The organism is Kineosporia babensis, from assembly GCF_021129305.1.
GTDB classification, from domain to species: Bacteria; Actinomycetota; Actinomycetes; order Actinomycetales; family Kineosporiaceae; genus Kineosporia; species Kineosporia babensis.
This window is the reverse complement of the sequence record NZ_JAJOMB010000037.1, coordinates 1-12,777: the sequence shown is the minus strand read 5'-3', so window position 1 is coordinate 12,777 and position 12,777 is coordinate 1. Positions and strand designations below refer to the sequence as shown.

At 68.8% G+C, this 12,777-nt stretch carries 10 protein-coding genes and 4 pseudogenes; 10 read left to right on the top strand and 4 right to left on the bottom strand.

Translation table 11 applies throughout. The features are described 5' to 3' along the window. Positions 1-113: 113 nt before the first annotated feature. Entirely contained in the window at positions 114-1,679 is a 1,566-nt protein-coding gene (locus tag LR394_RS39125) for a multicopper oxidase family protein (RefSeq protein WP_231449777.1), read from the bottom strand. Positions 1,680-1,709: 30 nt separating this feature from the next. Next, positions 1,710-2,285 carry a TetR/AcrR family transcriptional regulator gene (locus tag LR394_RS39120; protein ID WP_231449776.1) on the bottom strand — a complete coding sequence of 192 codons (576 nt, stop codon included), beginning with the start codon at positions 2,283-2,285 and terminating at the stop codon, positions 1,710-1,712. Between the two features lie 76 nt (positions 2,286-2,361). Here LR394_RS39120 and LR394_RS39115 point away from each other — a divergent pair, with 76 nt between their 5' ends. Then, on the top strand, positions 2,362-2,940 hold the full coding sequence (locus tag LR394_RS39115; protein ID WP_231449775.1) for a dihydrofolate reductase family protein: 579 nt from the start codon (positions 2,362-2,364) through the stop codon (positions 2,938-2,940). A gap of 24 nt (positions 2,941-2,964) precedes the next feature. Here the strand turns inward: LR394_RS39115 and LR394_RS39110 are convergent, their stop codons facing one another. After that, entirely contained in the window at positions 2,965-5,082 is a 2,118-nt protein-coding gene (locus LR394_RS39110; RefSeq protein WP_231449774.1) for an MMPL family transporter, read from the bottom strand. 23 nt (positions 5,083-5,105) lie between these two features. On the opposite strand from LR394_RS39110, the gene LR394_RS43490 reads away from it, so the two are divergent. The 8 genes and pseudogenes from LR394_RS43490 (at position 5,106) to LR394_RS39075 (ending at position 10,719) form a co-directional block, all read left to right on the top strand. Further along, a complete protein-coding gene (locus tag LR394_RS43490) occupies positions 5,106-5,645 on the top strand; it encodes a MarR family winged helix-turn-helix transcriptional regulator (RefSeq protein ID WP_231449773.1) in 540 nt (179 codons plus the stop codon). A gap of 90 nt (positions 5,646-5,735) precedes the next feature. Further along, positions 5,736-7,355, top strand: a complete 1,620-nt coding sequence (locus LR394_RS39100) for a carboxylesterase/lipase family protein (RefSeq protein WP_231449772.1) — start codon at positions 5,736-5,738, stop codon at positions 7,353-7,355. 136 nt (positions 7,356-7,491) lie between these two features. Beyond that, on the top strand, positions 7,492-8,685 hold the full coding sequence (locus tag LR394_RS39095) for a sensor histidine kinase (protein ID WP_231449771.1): 1,194 nt from the start codon (positions 7,492-7,494) through the stop codon (positions 8,683-8,685). Further along, positions 8,682-9,542, top strand: a complete 861-nt coding sequence (locus tag LR394_RS39090; RefSeq protein ID WP_231449770.1) for a hypothetical protein — start codon at positions 8,682-8,684, stop codon at positions 9,540-9,542. Before LR394_RS39095 ends, LR394_RS39090 begins: the two co-directional genes overlap by 4 nt. A gap of 47 nt (positions 9,543-9,589) precedes the next feature. Further along, positions 9,590-9,680: pseudogene (locus LR394_RS43905) on the top strand (sugar O-acetyltransferase); the annotation flags it as partial. Then, a pseudogene (locus LR394_RS43900) lies at positions 9,656-9,730 on the top strand (sugar O-acetyltransferase); the annotation flags it as partial. The pseudogenes LR394_RS43905 and LR394_RS43900, both read left to right, overlap by 25 nt. A 39-nt stretch (positions 9,731-9,769) precedes the next feature. Beyond that, a pseudogene (locus LR394_RS39085) lies at positions 9,770-10,171 on the top strand (sugar O-acetyltransferase); the annotation flags it as partial. Next, the gene (locus LR394_RS39075) at positions 10,171-10,719 is read left to right on the top strand and encodes a TetR/AcrR family transcriptional regulator (RefSeq protein WP_231449769.1); all 549 of its coding nucleotides are present in this window, start codon (positions 10,171-10,173) and stop codon (positions 10,717-10,719) included. The pseudogene LR394_RS39085 and the gene LR394_RS39075, both read left to right, overlap by 1 nt. Positions 10,720-10,739: 20 nt before the next feature. Here LR394_RS39075 and LR394_RS43895 read toward each other — a convergent pair. Beyond that, a pseudogene (locus LR394_RS43895) lies at positions 10,740-11,506 on the bottom strand (aldo/keto reductase); the annotation flags it as partial. A gap of 169 nt (positions 11,507-11,675) precedes the next feature. Between LR394_RS43895 and LR394_RS39060 the strand changes: the two are divergent. Then, a complete protein-coding gene (locus LR394_RS39060) occupies positions 11,676-12,725 on the top strand; it encodes a hypothetical protein (protein WP_231449766.1) in 1,050 nt (349 codons plus the stop codon). Positions 12,726-12,777 lie beyond the last annotated feature (52 nt).

Here is a 12,777-nt window from a genome sequence, read left to right as displayed (position 1 = left end):
CTTGATCATGTCGTTCTGGAAACGGTCTGCTGATCTCGCAAGGAAGAACGTGGCTGGCGTGGTCGGCCGAATGTTAGCCAGGAACCTCTGGGTAGGTAGTTCTTACAGGTCAGTCACACAACCTCGAAGTTCGCCATCATCATCATGTCCTCGTGCTCCAGGTTGTGGCAGTGCAGCACGGCCAGCCCCTGGTGCTCCTCGAAGCGCACCAGCAGGTCGGCCTGGCCACCGTTGTCCAGGTTGACGGTGTCCTTCCAGCCCACGTCCGAGCGCCCGGCCGTGCCACCTGAGCTGCCGAGCACCTGGAATGCGCCCAGGTGCACGTGGAAGGGGTGCTCGTTGTTCTGCGAGATCACCCGCCAGCGTTCCACCGTGCCCACCTTGATCTGCGCCAGCACCCGCTCCGGATCGAACGCCTCGCCGTTCACCGTCCACAACGACATGCCATGAGCCTCGGCCCCGCCCCGCCGGAAGGTGAACTCCCGGGTGGCCACCACGTCCGCCTCGCTCAGCACCTCCAGCTCGGCCAACCGCGACGGCATCCGGCTGTCGTCCTTACCCGGCCCGCTCACCACGAACTGCATGACCTGCGCCGTTGTGCCTTCCCCGCGCTCGTTGACCATGGTGATCCGGGTGCCGGCCGAGTACTCGGAGAAGTCCACCACCACGTCGAACCGCTCGCCCTGGGCCACGTCGATCCGTTCCAGCGTCACCGGCTCGGACAGCAGGCCCTGATCGCTGCCGATCTGGACGAACGAGGGCCCGTCGTCCAGGCGCAGCCGAAAACGCCGGGCGTTGGCGGCATTCAGGATCCGGAAGCGGTAGCGCACCGCCTCGACCTCCAGCACCGGCCATGGCGAGCCGTTGACCAGAACGCAGTCCCCCAGAACGCCGCTCATGAAATCCGCGGTGACCCCGGGCGTCCCCAGTAGAGAACCATCCACGGACGGATAGGCGAGCGAACCATCGGCCGCGAACGAGCGGTCCGCGATCATCAAAGGGATGTCCCGCTCCCCCGACGGCAGCCCCAGAGACTGTTCCACATCGTCCGTAATCAGATGGAAACCGGCCAGACCGCGATACACCTGCGGCCCGGTGAAATCCATGCGGTGATCGTGGTACCAGAGCGTGGCGGCGGGCTGGTCGATGTCGTAAACGTAGTCGCGGGAGCCCTGTTCGCCGTTGAGTCCCTTGCCGTGGCTGTCGGCGACCCGGCCGCTGACCGGATGCAGGTAGTCGGTGGGATAGCCGTCCTGGTCGGCCGCGACCCGTCCGCCGTGCAGGTGTACCACCACCGGCACGGGCAGTTCGTTGGTGTGCTGCACCACGGTTCGCCGGCCGCGCCGGGAAATGATCGTCGGGCCCGGGAATGTGCCTTCGTAGCCCCAGATCTCGGTCGGCAGATCGTCAAGGATCTGCGCGGTGGCGGCCTTCTGGGTGATCTCGTAGTAATCGGTGTCTGCGTCAGTACGAACCGGCTTGAGGACGGGTGGCAGCGGCAGAGCGCGCTGGAACGGCTTCGGGAGCGGGGCCTGACTGGGCAGCAGGCGCCCGGCGCTGCCTTCCATGCTCGTGTTCGCGCTGTTCTCCACCGCTCGCCCGCCGCAACCGGCCGCAACCAGTGGGACGATCGGGGCGGCGAGGGCAAGACGGAACAGGTCACGGCGTGCGGGGAGCATCGGACCAGTCTGCTGTACGGCCCGATGGAGCTACGCAGGGCCCGGCAGCAGACGCTCGACGAGGGTCTGCACGATCTCGTCGGTGGAGGTCTGCGGGTCGATCGGGGTGGTCAGCCGGTCCAGGACCAGGCCTTCGATCGCGTAGTGGAACAGGGCGATGTCCTGCGCGGTACCGGGCAGGCCCGCCTTCTGGTTGAAGGCCACGTCGGCGGCGAATCCCTGACGCTGCCAGGCGGTGAGCGCGTCGGCCACCTCGGGACGGCGGCGGGCTTCGAGGCGCAGTTCGATCAGGGCGAGGGTGGCTTCGGGGGCATTCAAGAGCCTACGGACGATGTCGCGCAGGTATTCGGCGAACAGCTCCTTGGTCGGTTCCTGGGTTCCGACCTCCGCGAGCACCTCCGGCGCCGGGGCCAGCCGCTCCCCGATCCGGTCGACCAGGCCCGCGATCAGGGCATCCCGGGTGCGAAAGTAGTTCGAGGTGGTGCCGGCTGGTACGTCTGCGGCGGCATCGACCGCCCGATGGGTGAGGCCGCGTGCTCCTTGCGTGGCCAGCACCTGCAGACCTGCATCGCTCAGGGCCTGACGTCGCGCCTCGTTCCGTGCCATGCCGGCAGCGTAGACGAATCACTACGGCTGTTGTAGTTTACCTTCAACCACAACAGGCGTAGTGATTGGACGGGTCATGCGCGAAGCGACGTACTACGTAGGGGTCAGCCTGGACGGCCGGATCGCGGCCCCGGACGGCACGTTCGACGCCTTCCCGGTCGAGGGCGACCACCTGCAGGTCCTCATGCACGAATACACCGACGCCATCCCGACTCACATCCAGGACGCGGTGGGGGTGAAGGCGACCACCACGATGTTCGACACTGTGCTGATGGGCTGGGAGACATACACGCCGGCGCTGAAAGAGGGCATCGACAGCCCGTACCGGCATCTGCGGCAGATCATCGCCTCCCGCCGGCAGCGCGAGGTGCCCGAGGGGATCGAGGTGACGGCCGAGCCGTTGCAGCGTCTGCGGGAACTGAAGGCCGAGGACGGCGCCGGGATCTACATCGCGGGCGGGGGTGCGCTGGCCGGTGCGGTGCTGCCGGAGATCGACCGGCTGGTGCTGAAGATCTATCCGGTGGTGCTGGGCGCCGGGATTCCCCTGTTCGGTGGGATCGACTACTCGCCGGACGACTTTCAGCGGATCGAAGTCCGGACGTTCGACTCCGGGATGATCATGGCTGAGTACCGGCGGAGTGCGGCCCGGACGTGAATGCCCCGGCCGCACCCCGCAGGTTCACGGCGCTGCGGTCTCCTTCTCCGGCTTGGCTTCCGGTGCCACCGGCTTGCGGGACAGGTGGCCGGGCCACCAGAACCAGCGGCCCAGCAGCGTCACCATGGCCGGCACCAGCACGGTGCGCACCACCAGGGTGTCCAGCAGGACGCCGATGCCGACGATCACACCGATCTGGGTGAGGACGATCAGTGGCAGCACCCCGAGCACCGCGAACACCGCCGCCAGCAGCACCCCGGCGCTGGTGATCACCCCACCGGTCACCGCCAGGGCCACCGAGATCGGGCCGCGGGAGACGTCGTCGTCGGTTGCCTGCTCGGCCTCTTCCTTGGCCCGGGTGGTCAGGAAGATGTTGTAGTCGACGCCCAGGGCCACCAGGAACAGGAAGGCCAGCAGCGGCACGGTCAGGTCGAGGGCCGGGAAGTCGAACACCTGGGTGAAGACCACCCAGGCCGCTCCCATGGCCGCGGCGTACGTGGCGACCACGGTGGTGACCAGCAGGATCGCCGCCACGACGGAACGCAGCAGGGCCAGCAGCACGGCCAGCACGACGGCCAGGACCAGCGGGATGATCAGCCAGCGGTCGCGATCGGCACTGCGGTCGCCGTCCAGGGCCTCGGCGTCGGTCCCGCCGACCAGGGCGCCGCGGTCCACCTCCGAGGCGGCGGCCCGGATGTCGGTGATCACGTCGAATGCCTCGTCGGTGGCCGGAGCCGCGCCCAGCACCGCCTCGACCACGGTCCGGCCGTCACCCTCGGCCCCCAGCTCGGCCGAGCGCACCCCTTCGACGCTCTTGACCGCGGCCAGGACCTGCTCGGCCTTGTCGCTGGAGGTCACCACGATGGTCGGCTGTGAGACCCCGGCCGCGAAGTGCTCGCCCAGGGTCTCCTGCCCGGTGACGGATTCCGGCGTGGCGCGGAACTGCTCGGTCTGCGAAAGGCCGGTGCGCAGCCCGGTCAGCGGGATCATCAGCACGGCCAGGAACACCACCGCCGCGGCGCCGACCACGACCGGGCGCTTGGTCACGAACTCGGCCACGCGCCACCAGGCCCCGGCGCGAGGACCGGCGTCCTGCCCGGCCTTCGGGATGAACGGCCAGAACAGGGCGCGGCCGGGCACGGTCATCGCGGCGGGCAGGACGAACAGGGCGTAGACCACGGCGGTGATGATGCCGAGCGCGCCGCCCAGGCCGATGTTGCGGCTGGAGGGGCTCTCGGCGAAGCCCAGGCACAGCAGGGCCAGGACGACGGTGCCGGAGCTGGCCAGGATCGCCGGGGCCGCCCGGTCGACGGCGATCTTCATGGCGTCGTAGCGGTTCTCGTGCCGGCGCAGCTCTTCGCGGTAGCGGGCGATCAGCAGCAGGGCGTAGTTGGTGCCGGCGCCGAAGACCAGGACCGAGGTGATGCCGACGGAGGCGCCGTCGGTGGTGAACGGCAGGATCTTGGTGCCGATCGCCACGACGGTGATCGCCACCTGGTCGGCGATGCCCACCACGGCCAGCGGGACCAGCCAGAGCCAGGGACTGCGGTAGGTCAGCAGCAGCAGGACGGCGACCACGATCGCGGTGAACATCAGCAGCCGGGTGTCGGCGCCGTCGAACACGCCGGCCAGGTCGACGGTGAAGGCCGGGCCGCCGGTGACCTGGGCGCGCAGGCCCTCGGTGAGCCCGGCGTCGAGCTTCTCGCGCATCTGCCCGACGATCTCGACGAGCTCGTCGTTGGAGGCCTCGGCCGACAGCGGAACGCCGATCAGGGCGGCCTCGCCGTCCTCGGACGGCTGCTGGAACACCGGGACGCCGCCGACGGAGTACTCCTGCAGCATCTGCCCGAACGACTTGATGACGTTCTGGTCGTCCTCGGTGAGCGGCTGGCCGTTGCGGTCGATCACCACGATCGCCGGGACGACGTCGCTGCCGCCCATCTCGTCGCGCAGGTCGGCGGCCTGCCGGGACTCGGCGTCGGCGGCGACGTTGGCCACGCCGTTGTCCGACTCCTCGGCGGCGATCGGGGCGGACAGGGCCACCCCGGAGAAGACGATCGCCAGCAGGACGACGATCCAGCTCAGTTTCGGGCCGACCAGATGGGGCAATCGGTGTTTGGTTCCACCGTCGAATAGTTCCACGAGCGAAAGAGTATGATGGCTGCGTGCACCACGCCAATCCGCAACGCCCACCGGCCGAGAACGACGCGCAGCCACGACGGCATGCTCACGGTGACCGTCGACCGGAAGCGATCCGGGCGGTCCGGGCGATGGCCGCCTTCGCCAACGAGTCGGAGATGTACCTGGCCGCGACCGGCCGCGACGAGTCGATCCACCGGACCGACCTGAACGGGCTGCGCGTGGTGATGTCGGGAGCCGCCCCCGGCGCCGAGCCGGTCACCCCCCGGCGGCTGAGCGAGGCCCTGCAGCTGAGCGCCCCGGCCACCTCGGCGATGCTCGACCGACTGGAGCGCCTGGGCCACATCGAGCGGCATCCGCACCCCAGCGACCGGCGTTCGGTCGTCGTGACCGCCACCGATCATGCACACACGGTCGGGGCCGCCATGTTCGGACGCGTCGGGTCCCGGATGGCACCCGTGCTGGCCGGCCGCACGGCCGAGGAACTGGCGCTGATCTCGCAGTTCCTCGAAGAGGCGGCCGCGGCCACGCACTCGGCCCGGGCCGACATCGACGACCACCGCTGATGCACTGACGCTGCGGCCGAGGCGGTTGCGGCAACTGGCAGCACGGGCTCAGCTCGCTACGGTCGGGGCATCCGAGTGGGGAGGCTCGTCATGTTCACCGGTCCTTTGCGCACCTGGGTCGTGACGGTTGCCGCGCTCGCTCTGCTGATCCCGCTGAGCGCGTGCACCCAGGACAACCCCTACGAGACCAGACCCGTCCCCAGTTCTGCTTCTGCTTCTGCTTCGGCGACCAGCAGCTCTCCGGGCGACCCGCTCACCGTGGAGACCAGCAGCGGACGCCTGGAAGGCCTGGCCGACGGGCCGGTGCGCAAGTTCCTCGGAGTCCGCTACGCGCAGCCGCCCACCGGCGAGCGCCGCTGGACCTTGCCGGTCATGGCCGAACGGGCTGAGGGGACGGTCGACGCGCAGCAGTCCGGGGCCCGCTGCACCCAGGGTGAGACCGGCGCTGAGGACTGCCTGTTCCTCGAGGTGACCACCCCGGCCAAGGCCGAGCCCGGTCAGAAGCTGCCGGTCATGGTCTGGTGGCACGGCGGTGGTTACACCAGTGGCGCGGGCTCCGACTACGACGCGGCCCGGCTGGCCGAACGCGGCAACGTCATGGTCGTGACCATCAATTACCGGCTCGGAGTGTTCGGCTATCTGTCCCTGCCCGGTCTGGAGGGCAGCGGCACGTTCGGTCTGGCCGATCAGATCCTGGCCACCCGCTGGACCAAGCAGAACGCCACCGCGTTCGGCGGTGACCCGGCCAACATCACGGTCTTCGGGGAGTCCGCCGGAGCGATGAGCGCCTGCGCCTTCCTCACCTCCCCCGAGGCCGAAGGCCTGGTGGACAAGGTGGCGATGTCGTCCGGCGGGAGCTGTCAGCTCAGCTGGCCGGAGAACGGCCTGGTGGTCACGGCTGCGGCACAGACGCCCTACGTCAGCTTGAAGGACGGCGAAAAACTGGGGGCGGCCCAGGCCAAGAAGGTCGGCTGCCAGAAGATCGCCTGCCTGCGCCGCAGCAGCGCCGAGGACCTGCTGAAGATCTCGCCGCAGTTCCACGACGTGCTGGCCTATGACACTCCCCTGCTCCCGGCCGACCCGGCGCAGGCCGTCACCGAGGGCAAGACCCCGCCGATACCGGTCCTGTCCAGCGTCAACCGGCACGAGGCCCGGGCCTTCGTGGGCGCCACCGTGCAGGAGTTCACCGAGCTGACGTACCCCTCCTACGTGGCAGCGGCCTACCCGGGTAAGGAAACGGAGGTACTGGGCGAGTACCCGCTGGAGAAGTACGGCAGCGCCGCCCTGGCCTGGTCGGCCCTGATCACCGACAGCTCCTGGGCCTGCCCCACCCAGAGCGGCAACACTGCCCTGGCCACCAACGGCTCCCCGGTCTTCGCGGGCGAGTTCGCCGATCCGGACGCCCCCGACATCAACCGGATCGCCAGCAAGGGCTTCGACCCGGCGGCCGCCCACGGCAACGACCTGCCCTACCTCTTCGACCTGGCCGGCAAGAACGCGCTGGCGGACGACCAGCAGCAGGATCTGGCCGACACGATGATCGAGTATTGGAGCTCGTTCGCCCGCACCGGCGTCCCCACCGCGGCCGGCCAGCCGGACTGGCCCCAGTTCAACGGACCCAACGCGGAAACTCTGCGCCTGCAGCCGGACGACGTCGACCTGATCGACTTCGCCACCGAGCACAACTGTGCGTTCTGGTCCGATCTCTGATCCGTTACGAAAAGGCCGTTCGGACGAAGGTCAAGCCTTTCTCACCCTGGCCTTGACCCTCCGACCATTACACTCCGGCATGTCACAGCTCGTGCGCCTTGCCGAGTAATGTCCTGATTACTGTCCGGAGAACGAGTTGGTCCAAAGCGTCGCCAGTGCAGATGCACCCGTGCACGGCGTCTCCCCCAGGCTGGTCCCGGCCGGGTTCCCGGGTGTGCAGGCCGCGGCCGTGATCGCCCTGGGCCGGGCGGTCCTGCTGGCCCGGTTCGGGCTCTCCCTGCTCTACGCCGCCGCGGCTGTCCTGCTCAGCGGCCTCAACCCCGACTCGGTACAGCGCTACCTGGTGCCGTTCGCGATCATCGCCGTGGTCACCCTCGCCGAGACCCTGGTGCTCAAGCGCCTGGCCTCCGGCCCACCCCGGGTCGCGCTGGTCTTCGCCGACTCGGCCGTGGCCGTGGTGCTCTTCCTGGTCTGGACCGCCGACCCGGTCTACGTGATCTACCAGATCGGCGCCGCCGCCCTGGCCGGCGCCATGCTCGGCCTGCACAGCACCCCGCTGTGGGGCGGCCAGGCGATCCAGGCCGTCGCCACCTGCTGGGTGGTGCTGGCCGACAAGATCGCGCCGCCGCTGACCACCCTGGCCCTGGTCACCGCACCGGCCCTGATCGTCGCGGCCGGGGCCTCGGCCGTCACCATCACCCGGATCGTGCAGGAACGCCTCAACCGCGACCTCGACCCGTCCCTGCCGGTGCCGGAGATCCACCGCCGCACCCGGCGTATCCTGCGCGCCAGCTCGTTCACGATCTTCCGCTCGCGCCGGCGCCTGCGGCTCGCCGACGAACTGGCCCGCACCCTGGTGCACGACACCAGCGTCGCCATGGACCACGCCGGGACCCCGGTCAACGGCGTGCGCTTCGACTACGACCACGAGGACTTCGCCGAACCCCTCGACGCCCTCTGCATGGAATGGGCGCAGGAGGCCCGCGTGAACATGCGCACCTCCCTGCCCCCGGTGTGGCTGCGGATCCCGGTCCGCCACCAGCTCGCCCTGATCGTCGACGACGCCCTGAGCAACGTCGCGGTCCACTCGCACGCCACCCGCGCCCGGGTGGAACTCGCGGAACGGAGACAGGTCGTGACCCTGACCATCGCCGACAACGGCCGGGGATTCGTGGTCCCGGCCGACCCAGCAGTCCTCAAGGGTGGGCACTACGAAGGGATCCGCCGGATGATCGACCGCTCCTCGTTCCTGGGCGCCGACCTGACCATCAGCAGCCAGCCGCACGGCGGCACCGAGATCAAGGTGCGGATGACCGGGATGCCGTCATGAGGAAATCAGTCACCTTCAAGGCCGACACCACCAGCAAGGCGTTCACCGCCCTGCCCACCGCCTGGCTGTGGCCCGCCGGGCCGCCGATCTGGCAGCTTTCCACCCTCGGCGCGGCCGTCGCCCTCACCTCGGTGGCCGTCCCCGTCCTGCCCACGGTGCTGCCCGACAAGCCCCCGGCAACCGAGACCCCGGCCGCCCAGGCAGCCGACCAGGACGACGAGAACGACTCCACCGGCACCGGCGGCACCGCAGGCAGCCCGGGCAGCGATCCGACCTCGATCCCCACGATCACCGGGGTTACCCCTTCCGAAACCGTGGGCGAAACCCCCAGCGAGAAACCTCGGGCGAGCGAGGACGTCTCCAAGCCCTCTGAGTCCGCCGCCCCGGAGGCGAGCGACGCGCCCACGCCCACCCCCACCGGCTCCGCCGAACCGGAAGACACCACGCAACCGCCCGTCGTCGACGTCCCGGACGTCCCCGTCGTCGAGGCGATCACCGTCGCTGCGACCGACGCGCTGAACAAGCGCTGGCTGGTCAGCGCGGTCGACTGCAGCACCTGCGCCTCGGGCAGCCGGATCATCGGCATCGGCCTGCTGTCCACCCTGACCGTGCCGGTGAACTCCGACTCGGCCGGGACCCGGCAGCTGAACATCGCCTACGAGTCCAAGTACCAGCGCGATCTGTACGTCACGGTGAACGGCGGCAGCTCGCAGAAGGTCACCGTGCCCGGCACCGGCAGCTTCGACGAGCCGGGCTGGACCAGCGTCAGCATCGACCTGCAGGAGGGCTCGAACTCGATCAAGTTCGGCAACCCGCTGGGCCTGGCGCCCGACCTGGACCAGATCACGATCAAGTAGCCGCGACCTGCGCCGGTGCCGGGACGATCGTGTGTACAGTCGTACGCATGACCGACTACTTCGCCGGCGACCCGCGGACCAACCGCGAGCGCATGCTGGCCGGGGACCTGTACATCGCCGACGACCCGGAGAGCGAGAAGATCTACCGGCGCACGCTGCTCCTGCTCGAGGAGTACCGGCTGCAGTCGATCCGCGGCGAGGACAAGGAAGCCCGCGAGACCCTGGCCAGCGTGCTGGGCACGCTCGGCGCGGACGTCGCGGTCCGGCCGCCGCTCTTCGTGGACTACGGCGAGAACATCCACATCGGCGCCCGCACCTTCATCAACATGAACCTGACCGCGCTCGACGTGGCCGAGATCCGGATCGGCGAGGACTGCCAGCTCGGCCCCAACGTCCAGCTGCTCACCCCGACCCACCCGATCGAGCCGCAGCCGCGCCGGGACAAGCTGGAGGCGGCCAGGCCGATCACCATCGGCGACAACGTCTGGCTCGGCGGCGGCGTGATCGTCTGCCCGGGCGTCAGCATCGGCGACAACTCGGTGATCGGGGCAGGGGCGGTGGTCACCCGCGACATCCCGGCGAACGTGGTGGCGGTCGGCAACCCGGCCCGGGTCATCCGCTCGATCTGATGGCCCGGCGCTTCGACCCCGAACGCCGCGAGCGGATCATCGCCGCCTGCCTCGACGTGATCGCCGAGGAGGGCGTGGCCGGCACCTCGCACCGCAAGGTGGCGGCCGCCGCCGGGGTGCCGCTGGGCTCGATGACCTACCACTTCGACGGCATGGACGAACTGCTGCGCGAGGCCTTCACCCGCTTCGCCCACGACGTCGCCGACCGCTTCGAGGTCCTGATGCAGCAGGCCCCCGACCTGGACGCCGCCCGCAAGGCCGCGGTCGAGCTGATCACCAGCGCCACCCTGCAGGACCAGCGCGAGCTCGTGCTCACCCAGGAGCTGTACACCCTGGCCGCCCGGCAGCCCGCGTTCCGCACCATCACCAACGCCTGGATGGCCCGCAGCCGGGCCGCCCTGGAACGCCACTTCGACCCGCTGACCGCCCGGCTGCTGGACGCCCTGAACGAGGGCATGACCCTGCACCGCGCCCTGGACACCGAACCCCACGACGTCGCCACCGTGATCGAGGCCGTCGCCCGGATCACCCGAACAACGGACGATTGACGCACCGAGAGTTCGCCCGATCAGTTCTCCGGAATCACCAGGTTGAACATCTGCGGACGCGGGACGTCGAGGTCGGGGCCGTAGCGCTTGGCGCGGTCGAGCCCGTCGATGACCGCCAGTTCTGCGGCGCTGAGCTCGAAGTCGAAGACCGCGAAGTTCTCCGCGATCCGCCCCGGATTCGTCGACTTCGGGATCGCCGAGCGCCCCTGCAGCAGGTGCCAGCGCAGCAGCACCTGAGCCGGGCTGCGGCCGTGCTCCTTCGCGATCGCGGCGATCGCCTCGTCCTCCAGCACGTTCACCCGGTCCTCGCCCCAGCCGTCGTAGAAGGTGATGCCGCCGATCGGTGACCAAGCGGGTGAGAATGCCGAGTTCCGCATGCACGGCCTGCAGCTCGAGCTGGACGAAGTAGGGATGCAGCTCGACCTGGTTGACGGCCGGAACCACCGAGGTGCGCGCCATCAGCTCGGCCAGGTGCGGCGGCCGGAAGTTGCTGACCCACGATGGCCCGGACCTTGCCCTCGGCCAGCAACCGCTCCAGCGCCTGGTATGCCTCGATCGTGCGCTCGAACCGGTCGGTGGCGGGCTGGTGCAGGATCAGCAGGTCGATCTGCTCGATCCCGAGCTTGCCGGCGGCCTTGTCGAAAGCGTGCAGAGCAGCCTCGAAGCCGTAGTCGCTGACCCAGATCTTGGTCTCGACGAAGACTTCCGAGCGATCGACGCCGGAAGCCCGCAGACCTTCGCCGACCTGACGCTCGTTGCCGTAGGCAGCGGCGGTGTCGACGTGCCGGCCGACCCGCTCCGGTGAACCGCCGATGCACCGGCCAGACCCGAGTGTGCCTCCTCCTCTAACGTGCTTATCCGCAGCCGGTCAAGTGCTCGGGGGCTCAGGACGGACTGATCGGCCCCTTCTGTGAGGGGGAGAATTGCTCAGGATCATGCTGTGCGGGGCGCACGACGTGGACGCTGTCAGACCCAGCTTCCTCAAGCAAGTGCAGAATTTCGGGGCCGAGCCGGCGTTCTACCAGGACGGCACGCTCACCTATGAGAACTCGCGAACGTCCCGGTGGACGAACAACTCGACCGCCACGGTCAGGGACGTGGACATCTGTGTCTTCGTAGTCCTGGAGAAGTACGGCGAGATCACCTGGAACACGGAACTGGATCAGGCCCTCGAGTCCGGACACCCCTTCATCATCATGGTCCTGGAGTCTTCCCTGGCCAAGTACACGGCGTTCGTCCATGGCCTGACCGACCTGAGCGCCCTCAAGTCGCCCGACGACCGGAAACTGGTCGAGATGCTCCAGATGATCAGGTCCGACTACGAACTCACCGTGGTTCCGTTCAGCCACGATTCATTCGGGCTCGTCCTCGGCATGCAGTTGTCGAAGCTGTTCCAGCGCTCGGTGCGGCTCCTGCGTCGTTGCGACCGACGCACCGCCCTGCTCCGAAGTCTTGACAGCTCCGGTCAGCTCAACCGGCGGCAGATCGACCAGTTGATCGAGATCGCCACGAACGACTACGAGGTGGACAAGCTCCAGCGAAAAATGGCTCTTCGGCGGCTGGCCGCGGCCGATGTCCGAGACCGCGACCTGCTGCTCGATGTCTGCACCTCCAAGGAACAGGGAGTACAGCGGCTGGGCTTCGACCTGCTCGACAAGCTCATCCCCCTGCCTCCCGACGAGGATCTGGTGCGTCGACTCGCCGATATCTCGGCCCAGAGTGATGACGTCGGGGTGCCGCGTCGATTCCTGTCCAGCATCGCCGATCTGGAGCCTCAACTCCTGGACGTTGCGTTGTCAGCGGCCGGCCCACGAGACGAAGGCTCGCGTCGACGCGCCTTCGAGGGCCTGGAGAACAACGAGCAGGTCATGCGCGAGGCCTGGGGGCACAACCGACTACGTGAATTCCTCGATCTCTGCGAAGGAAAAACGCCGGACCAACGACGCTGGATCGACCGACTTCGCGCGATGCGTGAGGAGCTGGACCGTCCGGACGAACCGGCCTAATCCCATCAGGGATACTCACGAAGAAGTTCCTCGTTCCACCGCGGCCTTGACC